The sequence below is a fragment of the Limimaricola variabilis genome, from assembly GCF_014195545.1.
GTDB lineage: Bacteria > Pseudomonadota > Alphaproteobacteria > Rhodobacterales > Rhodobacteraceae > Limimaricola > Limimaricola variabilis.
In genome coordinates this window covers 65,544-86,267 of record NZ_JACIBX010000002.1, presented here as the reverse complement: position 1 = coordinate 86,267, position 20,724 = coordinate 65,544, and the positions used below count along the sequence as shown (strand labels likewise).

Sequence of the window (20,724 nt, the reverse complement as noted above, 5' to 3'; positions counted from 1 at the left end):
CGTGCGGCCGGTCAGGTTCTCGGGGCCTCAAGGCCGCCCGGAGACCCATTCATGAAGATCGTCCTCGTCTCCTCCAATGCCGGTACCGACATGGGCGGCGAGGCGATCAAGGCCTACCAGTATTTCGACTATCTGCTGCGGCAGGGATACGATGCGGTGCTGCTCACCCATGCCCGCAACCGTCGTGGCCTGTCGCGCGACTTTCCCGCCGAGCGGCTCCTCTTCGTGGAGGACGGGCCGGTGCAGCGGACGCTGTGGCAAAGCCGCTTTGGCGCGCCGCTGGTCTCGACCTGTTTCCACCTGCTGGCGGCGCGGCTGATCCGCGCGCGCTTCGATCCCGCCGCGACGCTGCTGCACTATCTCTGCCCGGTCTCGCCGGTCGAGCCGCGGTTTCCGCCGCAGGGCTTCGAGACGGTGATGGGCCCCTTCACCGGCAACATCCATTACCCACCAGACTTCGCCGACCGCGAGACCCCGCGCGGCAAGCTGCGGGCACGGCTGCACCGGCCCGCGCAGTTGCTGTTCCGCAAGCTCGCACCGGACAAGCGACAGGCCCGGCACGTTCTGGTCTCGGGATATGCGCGCACCCGCCGATCGCTTGCTTGGGCGGGCGTGCCGCCGGAGCGGATGAGCGAGGTCGTCGATTCGGGTGTCGCCGAGGCGATCGCCGCCCGGCCCCCGGCGCGTCATGTCGGGCGGTCCACGGAATTCGCCTGCTCGGGTCGTCAGGTCGACCACAAGGGCACCGACCTCGCGATCAGGGCGGTGGCCGAAAGTCGCGAGGGCGCCCGGCTTACGGTCTATGGTGACGGACCGGCCCGGCCAGCGCTCGAGGGGCTCGCGAGGGAGCTGGGCGTGACCGAGCGCGTGCGATTCGCCGGCTGGCGGCCGCATGGCGAGGTGCTCGATGGAATCGCCGCAGCGCGGGGCTACGTGTTTCCCTCCCTGGCCGAGGCCAACGGTATCGTGATGCAGGAGGCGATGATGCTCGGCGTGCCGGTGCTGGCGCTGCGCTGGGGCGGGCCGGGCCATCTCGCGAGCGACGACGCGGCGCTCTATGTGGAGCCGGGCGAGGAGGCCGCGGTGGTGGCGGGGCTCGCCGCGGGCATGGACCGGTTGATATGCGAGCCGGACTTCGCGGACGGTGTCGCGCGCCGGGCCCGCGCCATCGCCGAGGCACGTTTCGCCTGGTCGGCCGTCGCGGCCTCCTGGGCGGCCTGCTACCCGGCCGCCGCGCGGCAGGCGGCGGCGGAACGGCGGGCTGCCGGGATCGTCGGCGACCGGGCTTGACGCGCCGCCGCGCGCGGTCTATGCGACGACCTTCCATTGCGCCGGCCCGTGGGCCGGACCCTTGGTGGCGACCGGATCAGAGATGATTCGCGCCCCCTGCGGGAGGCGAGGAGGGCGCGCCCTCCGGACCGCACCGCACCAACCGAAGCCGCCCGGACGCGTCCGCGCGGTGTTGCGACAAGGAGAGGCCCGATGGCCAAGAAAGTGATGGGGCAACTGAAGCTCCAGGTGAAGGCCGGCGAAGCGAACCCGTCCCCGCCGGTCGGTCCGGCGCTGGGTCAGCGCGGCATCAACATCATGGAGTTCTGCAAGGCCTTCAATGCGAAGACCGCGGACATGGAAAAGGGTTCGCCCTGCCCGACCGTGATCACCTACTATCAGGACAAGTCCTTCACGATGGAGATCAAGTCGCCGCCGGCGTCGTTCTTCCTCAAGAAGGCTGCGGGCCTCAAGCCCGTGGGCAAGCGCAACCGCGCCAAGGGCGCGACCACGCCCGGCAAGGAGACCGCCGGCACCGTGACGCTCGCCCAGGTGCGCGAGATCGCGGAAGCGAAGATGAAGGATCTCAACGCGACCTCGATCGAGGGTGCGATGCAGACCGTGCTCGGCTCCGCGAAGTCGATGGGCATCGAGGTGAAAGGCTGAATCATGGCGAAAATCGGTAAACGCACCCGCGCCGCCCGCGAGGCTTTCGCCGGCAAGGACAACGTCCAGCTGTCCGAAGCCGTCTCGCTGATCAAGGCCAACGCCACCGCCAAGTTCGACGAGACCATCGAGATCTCGATGAACCTCGGCGTCGATCCGCGCCACGCCGACCAGATGGTCCGTGGCTCGGTGACCCTGCCCAACGGCACCGGCAAGACCGTCCGCGTCGCCGTCTTCGCCCGTGGCGACAAGGCGGAAGAGGCCAAGAAGGCCGGCGCCGACATCGTCGGTGCCGAGGACCTGATGGAGACCGTGCAGCAGGGCAAGATCGAGTTCGACCGCTGCATCGCGACCCCGGACATGATGCCGATCGTCGGCCGCCTGGGCAAGATTCTCGGGCCGCGCAACCTGATGCCGAACCCGAAGATCGGCACCGTCACCATGGACGTCGCCGAAGCCGTGAACGCGGCCAAGGGCGGTCAGGTGCAGTTCCGCGTCGAGAAGGCCGGCGTGATCCATGCCGGCATCGGCAAGGCGTCCTTCGACGAGGCCAAGCTGGAAGAGAACATCCGCGCTTTCGTGGATGCGGTCTCCAAGGCGAAGCCCGCCGGCGCCAAGGGCACCTACCTCAAGAAGGTGGCGCTGTCCTCGACGATGGGCCCGGGCGTCAGCGTCGACCTGGCCTCGGCCACCGGCGCGGCCTGATAGAGATTTCCTCCCGGTCTCGGCCGGGAGTGAATGGCGGGGCGGTCAGCCGCCCCGTCCTGTCCGAGACGGAGGGCAGGGGGAAACCCCGCTAAGGCCTTCCCGAGATGGGAAACGAGTGTTGGATTTCCGTTCGGAAGCGCGAGCTTCCCTTCGGGCGATCGCGGCCTCGGGACCCTGAAACGGACCCGAACGGCCCCCGGACCATCAGGGGGTCAGACAGAGCCGGGGGGAAACCCCCAAACTTGGAGTAAACCGTGGATAGAGCCCAGAAAGAGAAAGTGGTCGAGGAACTCGGCCAGATCTTCGAAAGCTCTGGCGTCGTGGTGGTTGCCCACTACGAAGGCATGACGGTTGCCCAGATGCAGGACCTGCGCGCGAAAATGCGTGAAGCGGGCGGGTCCGTGCGTGTTGCCAAGAACAAGCTCGCCAAGATCGCCCTCGAGGGGAAGGCCTGCGCCAGCATCGCCGACTACCTCACGGGCATGACCGTGCTCTCCTACTCCGAAGACCCCGTGGCGGCAGCCAAGGTGGTCGACGCCTATGCGAAGACCAACGACAAGCTGGTCATCCTCGGCGGCGCGATGGGAGACTCGGCTCTGGACGTCGCCGGTGTGAAAGCCGTGGCCCAGATGCCGTCGCGTGAGGAGCTCATTGCTTCGATCGTCGGCTGCATCGGTGCTCCGGCCAGCAACATCGCCGGCGCCATCGGCGCGCCCGCAAGCAACATCGCAGGCATTCTCTCGACCATCGAAGAGAAGGCCGCATAAGGCATCCCGTCTCCCTTGGGGGTTGAAAGCCCCCGCGTTGGAACACAATTGAACGAACGGAAAAGTAAAATGGCTGATCTGAAGAAACTCGCCGAAGAGATCGTTGGTCTGACCCTCCTCGAGGCGCAGGAACTGAAAACCATCCTCAAGGACGAGTATGGCATCGAGCCCGCCGCCGGCGGCGCCGTGATGATGGCTGGCCCGGCCGGTGGCGACGCTGGCGCCGCTGCCGAAGAGAAGACCGAGTTCGACGTCGTCCTGAAGGACGCCGGCGCTCAGAAGATCAACGTGATCAAAGAAGTCCGTGGCATCACCGGCCTCGGCCTGAAAGAAGCCAAGGACCTCGTCGAGGCCGGCGGCAAGGTCAAGGAAGGCGCGCCGAAGGCGGAAGCCGAAGAGATCAAGGCGAAGCTGGAAGCTGCTGGCGCCAAGGTCGAGCTGGCCTGATAACGGCCGGCGCGCGACCTGCGCGCCACGCCGCATGAATTGGCTGGATCCGCGGTTTCGCGGGTCCAGCCGAACCCGTCTTGGAAGGGGGCCGCGCGCGGCCCCGGTCCCGGGCAGGTTCCACGGTCGGGAGGTCACCGGTGGGACGGTGATCGCGAATGGACCGGAACTCCCCTCTCGCAAGGATGACGCGGCCTTCCCCGCCGGCCGCGCCGATCCGCAGAGACCTGAAAGGTGACGACACCCATGGCTCAGTCCTTCCTCGGCCAGAAGCGTTTGCGCAAGTATTACGGCAAGATCCGCGAAGTGCTGGAGATGCCGAACCTCATCGAGGTGCAGAAATCCTCCTACGACCTGTTCCTGAAATCGGGTGACCAGCCCGAGCCGACCGACGGCGAAGGGATCAAGGGCGTGTTCCAGTCGGTCTTCCCGATCAAGGACTTCAACGAGACCGCGACACTCGAATTCGTGAAGTACGAACTCGAGAAGCCGAAATACGACGTCGAGGAATGCCAGGCCCGCGACATGACCTACAGCGCGCCGCTGAAGGTGACGCTGCGCCTGATCGTGTTCGATGTCGACGAGGACACCGGCGCCAAGTCCGTCAAGGACATCAAGGAGCAGGACGTCTTCATGGGCGACATGCCCCTGATGACCCAGAACGGCACCTTCATCGTCAACGGGACCGAGCGGGTGATCGTGTCCCAGATGCACCGTTCGCCGGGCGTGTTCTTCGACCACGACAAGGGCAAGACCCACTCCTCGGGCAAGCTGCTGTTCGCCTGCCGGATCATCCCCTATCGCGGCTCTTGGCTGGATTTCGAGTTCGACGCCAAGGACCTCGTCTTCGCGCGCATCGACCGTCGCCGCAAGCTGCCCGTGACCACGCTGCTCTACGCGCTGGGTCTCGATCAGGAAGGCATCATGGATGCCTACTACAACACGGTCGATTACAGCTTCGACAAGAAGGCCAATTCCTGGGTCACCAAGTTCTTCCCCGAGCGGGTGCGCGGCACCCGTCCGACCTATGACCTCGTGGATGCCGCCACCGGCGAAGTGATCGCCAAAGCCGGCGAGAAGGTGACCCCGCGCGCCGTCAAGAAGCTGATCGACGAGGGCCGCGTCACCGACCTGCTGGTGCCGTTCAACAACATCGTCGGCCGCTTCGTCGCGCGTGACATCATCGACGAGGAAACCGGCGCGATCTACGTCGAGGCCGGTGACGAGCTGACGCTCGAGACCGACAAGGACGGCGAGATCACCGGCGGCACGCTCAAGGATCTGATGGATGCCGGCATCACCGACATCCCGGTCCTCGACATCGACAACATCAATGTCGGCCCCTACATCCGCAACACCGTCGCCGCCGACAACAAGGCCTGGAACCGTGAATCGGCGCTGATGGAGATCTACAAGGTCATGCGGCCGGGTGAGCCGCCGACCGTCGACGCCGCCTCGGCGCTGTTCGACACGCTGTTCTTCGACGCCGAGCGCTACGACCTGTCGGCCGTCGGCCGCGTGAAGATGAACATGCGTCTCAACCTCGACGCCGAGGACACCCAGCGCACGCTGCGCCGCGAGGACATCATCGCCTGCATCAAGGCGCTGGTCGAACTGCGCGACGGCAAGGGCGAGATCGACGACATCGACCACCTCGGCAACCGCCGGGTGCGCTCGGTCGGCGAACTGATGGAGAACCAGTACCGCGTCGGCCTGCTCCGCATGGAGCGCGCGATCAAGGAGCGCATGTCCTCGGTCGAGATCGACACGGTGATGCCGCAGGACCTGATCAACGCCAAGCCGGCCGCCGCCGCGGTGCGCGAGTTCTTCGGCTCCTCGCAGCTGTCGCAGTTCATGGACCAGACCAACCCGCTGTCGGAAGTGACGCACAAGCGTCGTCTCTCGGCGCTCGGGCCGGGCGGTCTGACCCGCGAGCGTGCCGGCTTCGAGGTGCGCGACGTGCACCCGACCCATTACGGCCGGATGTGCCCGATCGAGACGCCGGAAGGCCCGAACATCGGCCTGATCAACTCGCTCGCCACCTTCGCGCGGGTGAACAAGTACGGCTTCATCGAAACCCCCTACCGCAAGGTGGTGGACGGCCAGGTGACCGACGAGGTGAGCTATCTCTCGGCCACCGAGGAGATGCGCCACACCGTCGCGCAGGCCAACGCCTCGCTCGATGAGAACGGCAAGTTCACCAACGAGCTGGTCAACACCCGTCAGGCCGGCGACTACATGCTCGCGCCGTCCGAGAGCGTCGACCTGATCGACGTCTCGCCGAAGCAGCTCGTCTCGGTCGCCGCCTCGCTGATCCCGTTCCTCGAGAACGACGACGCGAACCGCGCGCTGATGGGCTCGAACATGCAGCGTCAGGCCGTGCCGCTGCTGCAGGCCGAGGCGCCGCTGGTCGGCACCGGCATCGAGGAAGTCGTGGCCCGCGATTCCGGCGCCGCCATCATGGCGCGTCGCGGCGGCATCATCGACCAGGTCGACGCCACCCGGATCGTGATCCGCGCCACTGAGGATCTCGAGCTCGGCGATGCCGGGGTCGACATCTACCGGATGCGCAAGTTCCAGCGGTCGAACCAGAACACCTGCATCAACCAGCGTCCGCTGGTGAAGGTGGGCGACAAGGTCGGCAAGGGCGAGGTGATCGCCGATGGTCCCTCGACCGACATGGGTGAGCTGGCGCTCGGCAAGAACGTCGTCGTCGCCTTCATGCCGTGGAACGGCTACAACTACGAGGACTCGATCCTGATCTCCGAGCGCATCGTGCGCGACGACGTCTTCACTTCGATTCACATCGAGGAATTCGAAGTCGCCGCCCGCGACACCAAGCTCGGGCCGGAAGAGATCACCCGCGACATCCCGAACGTCGGCGAGGAAGCCCTGCGCAACCTCGACGAGGCGGGCATCGTCTATATCGGTGCCGAAGTGGGGCCGGGCGACATCCTCGTCGGCAAGATCACCCCGAAGGGTGAATCGCCGATGACGCCGGAAGAAAAGCTCCTGCGCGCCATCTTCGGCGAGAAGGCATCCGACGTGCGCGACACCTCGCTGCGGCTGCCGCCGGGCGATTTCGGCACCATCGTCGAGGTCCGGGTGTTCAACCGCCACGGCGTCGACAAGGACGAGCGCGCGCTGCAGATCGAGCGCGAGGAAGTCGACCGTCTGGCGCGTGACCGCGACGACGAGCTGGCGATCCTCGACCGCAACATCTACGCGCGTCTCAAGGACCTGATCCTCGGCAAGACCGCGGTGAAGGGTCCGCGCGGCGTCAAGGCCGGCGCGGTGATCGACGAGGAGCTGCTCGGCACGCTGTCGCGCGGCCAGTGGTGGCAGCTCGCCCTCGAGGACGAGGACGACGCCCGGATCGTCGAGGCGCTCAACGAGCAGTACGAGATCCAGAAGCGCACGCTCGACGCGCGCTTCGAGGACAAGGTTGAGAAGGTCCGTCGTGGCGACGACCTGCCGCCGGGCGTGATGAAGATGGTCAAGGTCTTCGTCGCGGTGAAGCGCAAGCTGCAGCCGGGCGACAAGATGGCCGGCCGTCACGGCAACAAGGGCGTCATCTCGCGCGTCGTGCCGATGGAGGACATGCCGTTCCTCGCCGACGGCACGCCGGTCGACTTCTGCCTCAACCCGCTGGGCGTGCCGTCGCGCATGAACGTCGGTCAGATCCTCGAGACCCACATGGGCTGGGCCGCGCGCGGCCTCGGCATCCAGGTCGACGAGGCACTGCAGGAGTATCGTCGCTCGGGTGATCTCACCCCGGTGCGCGAGGCGCTGCGTCTGGCCTATGGCGAGGACGTCTATGACGAGGGCATCGAGAACCTCGACGAGGCGGGCGTGGCCGAGCTGGCGGAGAACGTCCAGCGCGGCGTGCCAATCGCCACGCCGGTCTTCGACGGCGCCAAGGAGCCGGACGTCAACGACGCGCTGCGCCGTGCGGGCTTCGACGAGTCCGGCCAGTCGGACCTGTTCGACGGCCGCACCGGCGAGAAGTTCTCGCGCAAGGTGACGGTGGGCGTGAAGTACCTGCTCAAGCTGCACCACCTCGTGGACGACAAGATCCACGCGCGTTCGACCGGGCCGTACAGCCTCGTCACCCAGCAGCCGCTGGGCGGTAAGGCGCAGTTCGGTGGCCAGCGCTTCGGCGAGATGGAGGTCTGGGCGCTGGAAGCCTACGGCGCCGCCTACACGCTGCAGGAAATGCTGACCGTGAAGTCGGACGACGTGGCGGGCCGGACCAAGGTCTACGAGAGCATCGTCAAGGGCGAGGACAACTTCGAGGCCGGCGTGCCGGAATCGTTCAACGTCCTCGTGAAGGAAGTCCGGGGCCTCGGCCTCAACATGGAACTCCTGGACGCGGAGGACGAGTAACGGCGTCTTTTCAGCCCGCCCCGGGAAACCGGCGCGCCACGCCGTCGCCCTCTGCCAAGATTCAAGGATTTGAAATGAACCAGGAACTCACGAACAACCCGTTCAATCCGCTGACCCCGGCCAAGACCTTCGACGAGATCAAGGTGAGCCTCGCCTCCCCGGAGCGCATCCTCAGCTGGTCCTTCGGCGAGATCAAGAAACCCGAGACCATCAACTACCGGACCTTCAAGCCCGAGCGCGACGGCCTGTTCTGCGCCCGCATCTTCGGGCCGATCAAGGACTACGAATGCCTCTGCGGCAAGTACAAGCGGATGAAGTATCGCGGCGTCGTCTGCGAGAAATGCGGCGTCGAGGTGACGCTGCAGAAGGTCCGCCGCGAGCGCATGGGCCACATCGAGCTCGCCGCGCCCGTTGCACACATCTGGTTCCTCAAGTCGCTCCCGTCGCGGATCGGCCTGATGCTGGACATGACCCTGCGTGATCTCGAGCGGATTCTCTACTTCGAGAACTACGTCGTCATCGAGCCGGGCCTGACCGACCTGACCTATGGCCAGCTGATGAGCGAGGAGCAGTTCCTCGACGCGCAGGACCAGTACGGCGCGGACGCGTTCTCGGCCAATATCGGCGCCGAGGCGATCCGCGAGATGCTGGCCCAGATCGACCTCGAGGCCGAGGCCGAGCAGCTTCGCGCCGACCTCAAGGAGGCGACCGGCGAGCTCAAGCCCAAGAAGATCATCAAGCGCCTGAAGATCGTCGAGAGCTTCATCGAATCCGGCAACCGTCCCGAGTGGATGGTGCTGACCGTGATTCCGGTGATCCCGCCCGAGCTGCGCCCGCTGGTGCCGCTCGACGGTGGCCGCTTCGCGACCTCGGACCTCAACGACCTGTATCGCCGGGTGATCAACCGCAACAACCGCCTCAAGCGGCTCATCGAGCTGCGCGCGCCCGACATCATCGTGCGCAACGAGAAGCGGATGCTGCAGGAATCCGTCGACGCGCTGTTCGACAACGGCCGTCGTGGCCGCGTCATCACCGGTGCCAACAAGCGCCCGCTGAAGTCGCTGTCGGACATGCTCAAGGGCAAGCAGGGCCGCTTCCGTCAGAACCTTCTCGGCAAGCGGGTCGACTTTTCGGGCCGTTCGGTCATCGTGACCGGCCCCGAACTCAAGCTGCACCAGTGCGGCTTGCCCAAGAAGATGGCGCTCGAGCTGTTCAAGCCGTTCATCTACTCGCGGCTGGAGGCCAAGGGCCTGTCCTCGACGGTGAAGCAGGCCAAGAAGCTGGTCGAGAAGGAGCGTCCCGAGGTCTGGGACATCCTCGACGAGGTGATCCGTGAGCACCCCGTCATGCTCAACCGCGCGCCGACGCTGCACCGCCTCGGCATCCAGGCGTTCGAACCGCAGCTGATCGAGGGCAAGGCGATCCAGCTTCACCCGCTGGTCTGCTCGGCCTTCAACGCCGACTTCGACGGCGACCAGATGGCCGTGCACGTGCCGCTGTCGCTCGAGGCGCAGCTCGAAGCCCGCGTCCTGATGATGTCGACCAACAACGTGCTGTCGCCCGCCAACGGCGCGCCGATCATCGTGCCGTCGCAGGACATGGTTCTCGGCCTGTACTATACGACCATCATGCGTGACGGCATGAAGGGCGAAGGCATGGCCTTCAACTCGATCGAAGAGGTCGAGCACGCGCTCAACGCCGGTGAAGTGCACCTGCACGCCAAGATCACCGCGCGGATCAAGCAGATCGACGACGAGGGCAACGAGGTCGTCAAGCGCTACGAGACGACCCCTGGCCGTCTGCGCCTGGGCGCGCTGCTGCCGCTCAACGCCAAGGCGCCGTTCGACCTTCTGAACCGGCTGCTGCGCAAGAAGGAAGTCCAGCAGGTCATCGACACCGTCTACCGCTATTGCGGCCAGAAGGAGTCGGTCATCTTCTGCGACCAGATCATGTCCGCGGGCTTCAAAGAGGCCTTCAAGGCAGGCATCTCCTTCGGCAAGGACGACATGGTCATCCCTGACGCCAAGTGGACGCTGGTCGACGAGACCCGCGACCAAGTCAAGGATTTCGAGCAGCAGTACATGGACGGCCTGATCACCCAGGGCGAGAAGTACAACAAGGTCGTGGACGCCTGGTCGAAGTGTAACGACCGCGTGACCGAGGCCATGATGAACACGATCTCGGCCAACAAGCGGGACGAGAACGGTGCCGAAGCGGAGCCGAACTCGGTCTACATGATGGCCCACTCCGGTGCCCGTGGCTCGGTCACCCAGATGAAGCAGCTGGGCGGCATGCGCGGCCTGATGGCCAAGCCGTCGGGCGAGATCATCGAGACGCCGATCATCTCGAACTTCAAGGAAGGCCTGACCGTGCTCGAGTACTTCAACTCGACCCACGGCGCGCGGAAGGGTCTGTCTGACACCGCTTTGAAGACCGCGAACTCCGGCTACCTGACCCGTCGTCTCGTCGACGTGGCGCAGGACTGCATCGTGCGCGAGCATGACTGCGGCACCGACCGGGCGATCACCGCGGAAGCGGCGGTCAACGATGGCGAGGTGGTCTCGCCGCTCTCCGAGCGCGTGCTGGGCCGTGTCTCGGCCGACGACGTGCTCAAGCCGGGCACCGATGAGGTTCTGGTCGCGGCAGGCGAACTGATCGACGAGCGCAAGGCCGATCTGGTCGAGCAATCGGCGGTGCAGAAGATGCGCATCCGCAGCCCGCTCACCTGCGAGGCCGAGGATGGCGTCTGCGCCATGTGCTACGGGCGTGACCTCGCGCGCGGCACGATGGTGAACCAGGGCGAGGCCGTGGGCATCATTGCGGCGCAGTCGATCGGCGAGCCGGGCACCCAGCTGACGATGCGGACCTTCCACATCGGCGGCGTGGCCCAGGGCGGTCAGCAATCCTTCCTCGAGGCCAGCCAGTCGGGCAAGGTCGAGTTCCGCAACGCCAACCTCCTTGAGAACGCGGCGGGCGAGCAGATCGTCATGGGCCGGAACATGGTCATCGCGATCATGGGCGAGGACGGCGAGGAGCGCGCGAGCCACAAGATCGGCTACGGCACCAAGGTCTTCCTCAAGGAAGGCCAGGATGTGAAGCGCGGCGAGAAGATGTTCGAGTGGGACCCCTACACCCTGCCGATCATCGCCGAGAAGGCCGGTACCGTGCGCTTCGTCGACCTGGTGAACGGCATCGCCGTGCGCGAGGACACCGACGATGCGACCGGCATGACCCAGCGGATCGTCACGGACTGGCGTTCGGTGCCCAAGGGCAACGAGCTCAAGCCCGAGATCATCGTGGTGGGCGAGGATGGCGAACCGGTCCGCACCGACAGCGGCAACCCGGTGACCTACCCGATGTCGGTGGACGCGATCCTGTCGGTCGAGGACGGCCAGCAGATCCAGGCCGGCGACGTCGTGGCGCGGATCCCGCGCGAGGGTGCCAAGACCAAGGACATCACCGGGGGTCTTCCCCGCGTGGCGGAACTGTTCGAGGCCCGTCGTCCCAAGGACCACGCGATCATCGCCGAAATCGACGGCTATGTGCGCTTCGGCAAGGACTACAAGAACAAGCGCCGCATCGCGATCGAGCCTTCGGAAGAGGGCCGCGAGAAGGTCGAGTACATGGTGCCCAAGGGCAAGCACATCCCGGTGCAGGAAGGCGACTTCGTGCAGAAGGGTGACTACATCATGGACGGCAACCCGGCGCCGCACGACATCCTTGCCATCATGGGCGTCGAGGCCCTGGCCGAGTACATGATCGCCGAGGTGCAGGACGTCTATCGACTGCAGGGCGTGAAGATCAACGACAAGCACATCGAGGTGATCGTTCGCCAGATGCTGCAGAAGATCGAGATCTCGGACTCGGGCGAGAGCACGCTTCTCAAGGGCGAGCATGTCGACAAGGCGGAGTTCGACGAGGCCAACGAAAAGGCGATCGCCAAGGGCGGTCGTCCGGCGCAGGGCAGCCCCGTGCTGCTCGGCATCACCAAGGCGTCGCTGCAGACCCGCAGCTTCATCTCGGCGGCCTCGTTCCAGGAGACCACCCGCGTGCTCACCGAGGCCTCGGTCCAGGGCAAGCGCGACAAGCTGGTCGGTCTCAAGGAGAACGTCATCGTCGGCCGCCTGATCCCGGCCGGCACCGGCGGTGCGACCTCGCGCGTGCGCAAGATCGCGCATGACCGCGACCACTCGGTGATCGAGCAGAAGCGCGAGGCGGCCGAACAGGCCGCGGCGCTGGCCGCCCCGTCCGAGCAGCCGATGTCGGACGACCAGTTCGACACGATCTCGGCGCGCGCCGAGGACAGCCGCGACTGATCGCGACGCCGAGCGACGACATGAAGGGGCCCCCGGGAAACCGGGGGCCCCTTTCGCATGCGCGGCGCTTTTCTTTTGCCGGAGGGAGGAGAACGGGAGGATACTGCTTGCGGGCCCCGCCGCCCGGCGGGGCCGGGCGTCCTGCGATGGTGGTCGAGATGGGGTTCCTGAAAGAGATCGACGAGGCGACGGCGACCGGGCCTGCCGCCGACTATTACGCCGAGGCGCGGCGGCGGAGCGGGCAGGTGCTCAACCTGCACCGCACCTGCGCGCATCTGCCCGAACTGGCCGGTCACTTCGAGGCGATGACCGGCGCGCTCAAGGCGCGGATGGGGCTGCGGCGCTACGAGCTGGTGACGCTCGCCGCGGCGCTGGCGCTGCGCAGTTCCTACTGCGCCCTGGCACATGGCAAGGTGCTGCTGGAGAACGGCATGTCGCCCGAGGAGCTGGAGCGGATCGCCACCGAGCGGGGGCACACCTCGATCACCCCGCAGGAGGCGGACCTGATGGGCTATGCCGCCGAGATCGTCACCGATGCCACCGCGATCGGCCCGGCGCATGTCGCCGCTCTCAGGGCGCATGGCCTGTCGGAGGAGGAGATCGCCCAGGCTGCCGCTGCCGCGGCGCTGCGCTGCTATTTCAGCAAGTATCTCGACGCGCTCGGCACCCGACCCGACGCCGACTTCATGGCGCTGCCTGAGGGGCTGCGCCGGGCGCTGGCGCGGGGGCGGCCGATCGACGAGGCGACGGCGGCCTGAGCCGCCGCCACACGTGAAACACTCAGCCCGCCGCCTCGGCGGCCTCGATCGCGGCGCGCCAGCGCGGATCGGCGCTCGGCGAGCGGCCCTGATGCGCGCAGAGCCGCGCCACCAGATCGGCGCAGCACAGGTGATGCAGCCGGGCGACGCCGGGCAGGGCCAGCGCCTCCGCATGCACCCGGTCGAAGGCCTCTGCATGGGCCAGCGCCGCCAGATCGCGCCGACCGTTGCGGTCGCGCCGCTCGAAGAAGGTCTGCGTGTAGCGGTCCTTGGCGGCGGTGGCCGAGGGGGTGCCGCGCTTCATGTCGTATTGCTCGACCGAGCGCAGCACGTAGTGGTTCATCTGCGCGCAGCTGTGGGTGATCTGCTCGACATCGGTGAAGCGCACCGGGTGCGGCTCGGTCAGGAGCGCCTCGATGGTCCGCCCCTCGCTGTCGACGATCCGGTTCCGGGCACGGTCCCACTCGCCCTCGAACTCCCACGGCATGTGATCGCTCCAGCGGCCAAAGCGCTGCGGCGTGCGGAACATGGTCTTGACCATCACGTTCACCGGCCGCCGCGAGGGTCCCCGCCGCCGGAACTGCCGATGGACCAGACCCGGCTGGTAGCGTTTCCAGCCGCCGGTGCCGAAACATCGCCAATGGAAGGCCACGCCGAGATGGTCGCGGCCGAGATCGTCGAGATAGGAGCCGATCGTGCCATCGCCCCGGTGCAGCACGAGGAACTCGTCGACGTCGCAGATCAGCAGCCAGTCGGTCCGCGCCGTGGCCGGGTGACGTTGGGCGTGGCGGTGGGCGGACTGCTTGGGCGGCGTGCCGTGCGGCGGCTTGTGCTCGAACCATTCGATCCAGCCCGCCTGCGCGAATGCTTCGAGCAGGGCAGGGGACCGGTCAGTGCAGTCGTTGACCCCGATCAGGATCTCGAAGCCCATCATCCGGTACCAGGAGATCCACTCGACCAGGAACGCACCCTCGTCGCGCATGCCGGCAAAGACGAGAAAGCGTTCGGAGCGGTCTGACATGCGGCGAATGATGCACGGATCATCGCCGCCGTCCATCCCGGTGGGGGAGGGCACGCGAGGCGCCCTCCCGTCCGGGTTCAGGCGGGTTCGGTGCGCGCGGTCTCGCGCGCCAGCACCCGCATCCGGCTGTCGAACTCGCCCCGGTCGACATAGCAGCCGCGCAGGTGGCGCCGGCCGGTCGCGGGAACGAAAGCAGCGCGGCCATGCAGCACGCGCCGATTGTCGAAGACCACCATCTCGCCCGCGCCGAGCTTCAGCGTCACGAGATAGGCGGGGTCGCGGGTCTTCTGCATCAGCCGGCGATAGGCGGCGTAATAGGCCGGCATGATCTCGGGCGCGATGTCGAGGATGTCGGCGAGATGGGCGTTGAAGCAGATTTCCTCGACCCGGCCGCCCTCGCCGCGCCGGATCACCGTCTTGCGGGCCCGGATATCGGTCTCGGCGTCGTGGAAGCGGAACGGGATGTCGACCGTGGCCAGAAGCTCGAAACCCTCCGGGTCTTCCAGCGCCAGATCCTCGGCCACCGCGACCCCGTCGCAGAACACCGAGCCGCCGCCTTCGGCCTCATTGGCGAGGCAGTGCAGGAACTGCCACCCCGGTGGCAGCTCCTGGTTGGTCAGGTCGGTATGCAGCGGCAACGCGTCCGAGGTGTAGGCGAGGTTGTTGGGGTCGGGCTTCGAGATCACCTCGAAGGTCACCCCGAAATTGGTCTCGCGCAGGAAGCCGATGCGCCGCGCCACGCGCATACCGGCCTCGACATCGTCGGCGAGGCCTTCGACGATCGACAGGCCCATCGCCTTGCTGCGCCGCAGCCACTCGGCCAGCGCCGTGTCGCTGTGCAGAACGTCGGCGGCGCGGGCGCGGGGCACACCGGCCGCCCCGAGATCGCCGCGCCAGCTGGTGGCCGGGACATGGGCCGGGTCCGGCCGCCGCCGGCCGGGGCGATTCTCGCGCAGCCAGTCCAGATCGAACCGGCTCGGCGCGCCGTCCCCGGGCCAGTCGATCACGAGCGCCGCGCCCTCGACCCGCGCCGCGACGGGCGCGAGGTCGAGCGGCACCGAGGTCAGGTCGAAAACCCGCTCGCCGGTGCGCGGGTGGAAGCCCGCCGGGTCGGTGTCGCGCAGCCAGATGTAGGGGAAGGCGTCGCTGCCGCCCTCGGCCCAGTCGAGCCAGAGTTGCCGCGCCTCGAGGCGCGCCTTTGCCATGTATTGCATGGATCGTCTCCGTGATGTCGGTGGAAGTCGCGTTCAGCTACGGGCGTCTTGCCCCGGCGGCGGCCACCAATCATAAGCCTTCGCGTGGGGATGGCCCGGGCGTCTTCCGAGAACGACACACATCTGCGGGCTGGTCCTCCGGCAATGGATCGGAACGATCTGCGCGCAACCTAGCATGGCCCGGCGGAGCTGTCATCGCGGCATGCCCGGTGGCCCCGCCCCCGGCGCGGTTGACACCCCCCGCGACTCCCCCTATACGGCCACCACTTGGGCAGGGGGCAGTCCGCTTTCCGCCCTGATATCAGAGCTGAAGTGGTCACGATCCGGGCCTTGGCCCCGATCCTCTGGAGACCCACCGCATCGCGCCCGGAAGAGGGGTGCGTTCGCGGGTTTTTGCGCTTGGCGGACGCGCCAGCGTGAGGAATCGAAATCGGCGGGCCGTCCGGTCCGTGACACTAGTGCAGGAAACGGGGAAAGACGCCCAATGCCAACGATCCAGCAGCTGATCCGCAAGCCGCGGCAGCCGAAAGTCACCAAGTCCAAGTCGCAGCACCTCGAGTCCTGCCCGCAAAAGCGTGGCGTGTGCACCCGAGTGTATACCACGACTCCGAAGAAGCCGAACTCGGCCATGCGGAAGGTCGCCAAGGTGCGCCTGACCAACGGCTTCGAGGTCATCAGCTACATCCCGGGCGAGAGCCACAACCTTCAGGAGCACTCCGTGGTCCTGATCCGCGGCGGCCGGGTGAAAGACCTTCCGGGCGTGCGCTACCACATCCTCCGCGGCGTGCTCGACACCCAAGGGGTCAAGAACCGCAAGCAGCGCCGCTCGAAGTACGGCGCGAAGCGTCCGAAGTAAGGAGAGAGCGCCATGTCGCGTCGTCACGCCGCCGAGAAACGTGAGATCCTGCCCGATGCCAAGTTCGGCGACCGGGTCGTCACGAAGTTCATGAACAACCTGATGATCGACGGCAAGAAGTCCGTTGCCGAGAAGATCGTCTACAACGCTTTCGATCGCGTCGAGAGCCGTCTCAAGAAGGAGCCCGTCGAGGTGTTCCACGAGGCGCTCGACAACATCAAGCCGTCGGTCGAGGTCCGCTCGCGCCGCGTCGGCGGTGCGACCTACCAGGTCCCCGTCGAGGTCCGCCCTGAGCGCCGTGAGGCGCTGGCGATCCGCTGGCTGATCGATGCCAGCGCGAAGCGCAACGAGAACACCATGGAAGAGCGTCTCGCCGGCGAGCTGCTCGATGCGGTCAACGGCCGTGGCACCGCGGTGAAGAAGCGCGAAGACACCCACAAGATGGCCGACGCCAACAAAGCGTTCAGCCACTACCGCTGGTAAGCGGAAGGAGCCCCGACATGGCACGCGACTATCCTCTGCAGCGCTACCGCAACTTCGGCATCATGGCCCACATTGATGCCGGCAAGACCACCACGACCGAGCGGATCCTGTTCTACACCGGCAAGTCCCACAAGATCGGCGAAGTCCATGACGGCGCCGCCACCATGGACTGGATGGAGCAGGAGCAGGAGCGCGGCATCACGATCACGTCCGCGGCGACGACCACTTTCTGGCAGCGCCAGGAAGACCCGACCGCCGAGGGCACTTCGGATACCAAGTACCGCTTCAACATCATCGACACCCCCGGCCACGTCGACTTCACCATCGAAGTCGAGCGTTCGCTGGCGGTGCTCGACGGTGCGATCTGTCTGCTCGACGCCAACGCCGGCGTTGAGCCGCAGACCGAGACCGTCTGGCGTCAGGCCGACCGCTACAAGGTCCCGCGCATCGTGTTCGTCAACAAGATGGACAAGATCGGCGCCGACTTCTTCAACTGCGTGAAGATGATCAAGGACCGCACCGGGGCGACCCCGGTTCCGATCGCTCTGCCGATCGGCGCCGAGGACAACCTCGAGGGCATCGTCGACCTGATCAAGATGGAAGAGTGGGTCTGGAAGGGTGAAGATCTGGGCGCGTCCTGGGTCCGTCAGCCGATCCGTGCCGAGCTCCAGGACGTCGCGACCGAGTGGCGCGCCACGCTCATCGAGAATGCCGTCGAGCAGGACGATGCCGCGATGGAAGCCTATCTCGAGGGCGAAGAGCCCGACGAGGCGACCCTGCGCAGCCTGATCCGCAAGGGCACGCTGTCGCTGTCCTTCGTGCCGGTGGCCGCTGGCTCCGCGTTCAAGAACAAGGGCGTCCAGCCCCTGCTGAACGCTGTCATCGACTTCCTGCCCTCGCCGCTCGACGTGCCCGCCTACATGGGCTTCTCGCCGGACGACGAGACCGAGACCCGCAACATCCCGCGTCATGCCGACGACTCCGAGCCCTTCTCGGGCCTGGCGTTCAAGATCATGAACGACCCCTTCGTCGGTTCGCTGACCTTCACCCGCATCTACTCGGGCGTGGTGAAGAAGGGCGACACCATGATGAACTCGACCAAGGGCAAGCGCGAGCGCGTCGGTCGGATGATGATGATGCACGCCATCAACCGCGAAGAAATCGAAGAGGCCTTCGCGGGCGACATCATCGCTCTGGCCGGTCTCAAGGAGACCACCACCGGCGACACGCTGTGCGACCCCAACAAGCAGGTCGTGCTCGAGACCATGACGTTCCCCGATCCGGTCATCGAGATCGCGGTCGAGCCGAAGACCAAGGCCGACCAAGAGAAGATGTCCGCCGGTCTGCAGCGCCTCGCCGCTGAAGACCCGTCCTTCCGCGTGGAGACCGACCTTGAGTCGGGCCAGACCATCATGAAGGGCATGGGCGAACTCCATCTCGACATCCTGGTCGACCGCCTCAAGCGGGAGTTCAAGGTCGAGGCGAACATCGGTGCGCCGCAGGTGGCTTACCGCGAGACCATCGGTCACGCCGTGGAGCACACCTACACCCACAAGAAGCAGTCGGGTGGTTCGGGCCAGTTCGCCGAGGTGAAGCTCAACATCATGCCGACCGAGCCGGGCGAAGGCTATTCGTTCGAGTCGAAGATCGTCGGTGGCGCGGTGCCCAAGGAATACATCCCGGGCGTCGAGAAGGGCATCAAGTCGGTGATGGACTCCGGTCCGCTGGCGGGCTTCCCGGTGATCGACTTCAAGGTCGAGCTGCTGGACGGCAAGTTCCACGACGTCGACTCGTCGGTCCTGGCCTTCGAGATCGCCTCGCGGATGTGCATGCGTGAAGGTCTGCGCAAGGCCGGCGCCAAGCTGCTCGAGCCGATGATGAAGGTCGAGGTGCTGACGCCCGAGGAGTACACCGGTGGCGTCATCGGCGACCTGACCTCGCGTCGGGGCCAGGTGCAGGGGCAGGACACGCGCGGCAACGCCAACGTGATCAACGCCTTCGTGCCGCTCGCCAACATGTTCGGCTACATCAACACGCTGCGCTCGATGACCTCGGGCCGGGCCCAGTTCACGATGATCTTCGATCATTACGAGCCGGTCCCGCAGAACATCTCGGAAGAGATCCAGAAGAAATACGCGTGACGGTCGGCGGGGCCCCGCACGGGGCCCCGTCATCACGACGCCTGACAATTTGAAGGAGCCGATCATGGCCAAGGCAAAATTCGAACGCACCAAACCGCACGTGAACATCGGGACCATCGGTCACGTGGACCACGGCAAGACCACCCTGACCGCCGCGATCACCAAGTACTTTGGTGACTTCCGCGCCTACGACCAGATCGACGGCGCGCCGGAAGAGAAGGCCCGCGGGATTACCATCTCGACCGCCCACGTCGAGTACGAGACCGAGTCGCGTCACTACGCCCACGTCGACTGCCCCGGCCACGCCGACTATGTGAAGAACATGATCACCGGTGCCGCCCAGATGGACGGCGCGATCCTGGTGGTGAACGCCGCCGACGGGCCGATGCCGCAGACCCGCGAGCACATCCTGCTCGGCCGCCAGGTGGGCATCCCCTACATGGTCGTCTACATGAACAAGGTCGACCAGGTGGATGACGAGGAGCTCCTGGAGCTCGTCGAGATGGAAATCCGCGAGCTGCTGTCCTCCTACGACTACCCGGGCGACGACATCCCGATCGTCAAGGGCTCGGCGCTCGCCGCCATGGAAGGCCGTGACGAGGCGATCGGCGAGAACTCGATCCGCGAGCTGCTGAAGGCCGTCGACGAGTACATCCCGACCCCGGCCCGCGCCGTCGACCTGCCGTTCCTGATGCCGATCGAGGACGTGTTCTCGATCTCCGGCCGCGGCACCGTTGTGACCGGCCGCGTCGAGCGTGGCGTGATCAACGTCGGCGACGAGATCGAGATCGTCGGCATCCGCGAGACCAAGAAGTCGACCTGCACCGGCGTCGAGATGTTCCGCAAGCTGCTCGACCGCGGCGAGGCCGGCGACAACGTCGGCGTGCTGCTGCGCGGCATCGACCGTGAAGGCGTCGAGCGCGGCCAGGTGCTGTGCAAGCCCAAGTCGGTTGCGCCGCACACCAAGTTCGAGGCCGAGGCCTACATCCTCACCAAGGAAGAGGGCGGCCGCCACACCCCGTTCTTCGCGAACTACCGTCCGCAGTTCTACTTCCGGACCACCGACGTCACCGGCACCGTTGTCCTCCCCGAGGGCACCGAGATGGTGATGCCGGGCGACAACCTGAAGTTCAACGTCGAGCTGATCGCCCCGATCGCCATGGAAGACGGCCTGCGCTTCGCCATCCGCGAAGGCGGCCGCACCGTCGGCGCCGGCGTGGTCTCCAAGATCGTCGAGTAAGGACGCCCCATCAGGGACGTCGCCGCGGGGCGGGTTTCGCGCCCGCCCCGCACCACTTTTACGACGGGTTCGATGTGGACCGGCAATCCCGCCCGGCCGACCTCTCAACCCGAACCCTTGAAGGGGAATGTCATGGCCGCCCAAAGCCAGAATATCCGTATCCGGCTCAAGGCTTTCGATTACCGCGTGCTGGACGCCAGCACCGCGGAGATCGTCAGCACCGCCAAGCGCACCGGCGCCTCGGTCCGCGGGCCGATCCCGCTGCCGAACAAGATCGAGAAGTTCACCGTTCTACGTGGACCCCACATCGACAAGAAGTCGCGCGACCAGTTCGAGATCCGCACCCACAAGCGGCTCCTGGACATCGTCGACCCGACCCCGCAGACCGTGGACGCGCTGATGAAGCTCGACCTGGCTGCCGGCGTCGACGTCGAGATCAAGGTCTGAGGGGG

General features: G+C 66.4%; 15 protein-coding genes. 13 read left to right on the top strand and 2 right to left on the bottom strand.

Going from position 1 to position 20,724, the window contains the following annotated elements; genetic code table 11:
• The first annotated feature begins 51 nt into the window (after positions 1–51).
• The 8 genes from FHS00_RS03425 (at position 52) to FHS00_RS03390 (ending at position 13,317) form a co-directional block, all read left to right on the top strand.
• Positions 52–1,290, top strand: a complete 1,239-nt coding sequence (locus tag FHS00_RS03425; protein WP_183469914.1) for a glycosyltransferase family 4 protein — start codon at positions 52–54, stop codon at positions 1,288–1,290.
• Between the two features lie 192 nt (positions 1,291–1,482).
• Positions 1,483–1,935, top strand: coding sequence for a 50S ribosomal protein L11 (rplK, locus tag FHS00_RS03420; protein ID WP_183469912.1), 453 nt, complete (start codon positions 1,483–1,485; stop codon positions 1,933–1,935).
• 3 nt (positions 1,936–1,938) lie between these two features.
• Positions 1,939–2,640 carry a 50S ribosomal protein L1 gene (gene rplA / locus FHS00_RS03415; RefSeq protein WP_183469910.1) on the top strand — a complete coding sequence of 234 codons (702 nt, stop codon included), beginning with the start codon at positions 1,939–1,941 and terminating at the stop codon, positions 2,638–2,640.
• Positions 2,641–2,897: 257 nt separating this feature from the next.
• Complete coding sequence (rplJ, locus tag FHS00_RS03410) at positions 2,898–3,410, top strand: 50S ribosomal protein L10 (protein ID WP_183469908.1); 513 nt, start codon at positions 2,898–2,900, stop codon at positions 3,408–3,410.
• A 69-nt stretch (positions 3,411–3,479) separates the two neighbouring features.
• Positions 3,480–3,857: a 50S ribosomal protein L7/L12 gene (gene rplL / locus FHS00_RS03405; protein ID WP_085894993.1), complete on the top strand. Its 378-nt coding sequence runs from the start codon at positions 3,480–3,482 to the stop codon at positions 3,855–3,857.
• A 246-nt stretch (positions 3,858–4,103) separates the two neighbouring features.
• Positions 4,104–8,243: a DNA-directed RNA polymerase subunit beta gene (rpoB, locus tag FHS00_RS03400; RefSeq protein WP_183469906.1), complete on the top strand. Its 4,140-nt coding sequence runs from the start codon at positions 4,104–4,106 to the stop codon at positions 8,241–8,243.
• Positions 8,244–8,317: 74 nt separating this feature from the next.
• Positions 8,318–12,559, top strand: coding sequence for a DNA-directed RNA polymerase subunit beta' (gene rpoC / locus FHS00_RS03395; RefSeq protein ID WP_183469904.1), 4,242 nt, complete (start codon positions 8,318–8,320; stop codon positions 12,557–12,559).
• A gap of 107 nt (positions 12,560–12,666) precedes the next feature.
• A complete protein-coding gene (locus FHS00_RS03390) occupies positions 12,667–13,317 on the top strand; it encodes a carboxymuconolactone decarboxylase family protein (RefSeq protein ID WP_183469902.1) in 651 nt (216 codons plus the stop codon).
• A gap of 22 nt (positions 13,318–13,339) precedes the next feature.
• Here FHS00_RS03390 and FHS00_RS03385 read toward each other — a convergent pair whose 3' ends face one another.
• Both FHS00_RS03385 and FHS00_RS03380 read right to left on the bottom strand, forming a co-directional pair.
• Positions 13,340–14,338: a glycosyltransferase family 2 protein gene (locus FHS00_RS03385; protein ID WP_183469900.1), complete on the bottom strand. Its 999-nt coding sequence runs from the start codon at positions 14,336–14,338 to the stop codon at positions 13,340–13,342.
• Between the two features lie 77 nt (positions 14,339–14,415).
• Positions 14,416–15,552 carry a TauD/TfdA family dioxygenase gene (locus FHS00_RS03380; protein WP_246391028.1) on the bottom strand — a complete coding sequence of 379 codons (1,137 nt, stop codon included), beginning with the start codon at positions 15,550–15,552 and terminating at the stop codon, positions 14,416–14,418.
• Between the two features lie 484 nt (positions 15,553–16,036).
• Between FHS00_RS03380 and rpsL the strand changes: the two genes are divergently transcribed.
• The 5 genes from rpsL (at position 16,037) to rpsJ (ending at position 20,719) form a co-directional block, all read left to right on the top strand.
• A complete protein-coding gene (gene rpsL, locus FHS00_RS03375) occupies positions 16,037–16,408 on the top strand; it encodes a 30S ribosomal protein S12 (protein WP_017930005.1) in 372 nt (123 codons plus the stop codon).
• A gap of 12 nt (positions 16,409–16,420) precedes the next feature.
• Positions 16,421–16,891, top strand: coding sequence for a 30S ribosomal protein S7 (gene rpsG / locus FHS00_RS03370; RefSeq protein ID WP_183469897.1), 471 nt, complete (start codon positions 16,421–16,423; stop codon positions 16,889–16,891).
• A 17-nt stretch (positions 16,892–16,908) separates the two neighbouring features.
• The gene (gene fusA, locus FHS00_RS03365) at positions 16,909–19,032 is read left to right on the top strand and encodes an elongation factor G (protein WP_183469895.1); all 2,124 of its coding nucleotides are present in this window, start codon (positions 16,909–16,911) and stop codon (positions 19,030–19,032) included.
• A 64-nt stretch (positions 19,033–19,096) separates the two neighbouring features.
• Positions 19,097–20,272 carry an elongation factor Tu gene (tuf, locus tag FHS00_RS03360; RefSeq protein ID WP_183469893.1) on the top strand — a complete coding sequence of 392 codons (1,176 nt, stop codon included), beginning with the start codon at positions 19,097–19,099 and terminating at the stop codon, positions 20,270–20,272.
• A gap of 132 nt (positions 20,273–20,404) precedes the next feature.
• A complete protein-coding gene (gene rpsJ, locus FHS00_RS03355) occupies positions 20,405–20,719 on the top strand; it encodes a 30S ribosomal protein S10 (RefSeq protein ID WP_021693211.1) in 315 nt (104 codons plus the stop codon).
• The last annotated feature ends 5 nt before the right edge of the window (positions 20,720–20,724 follow it).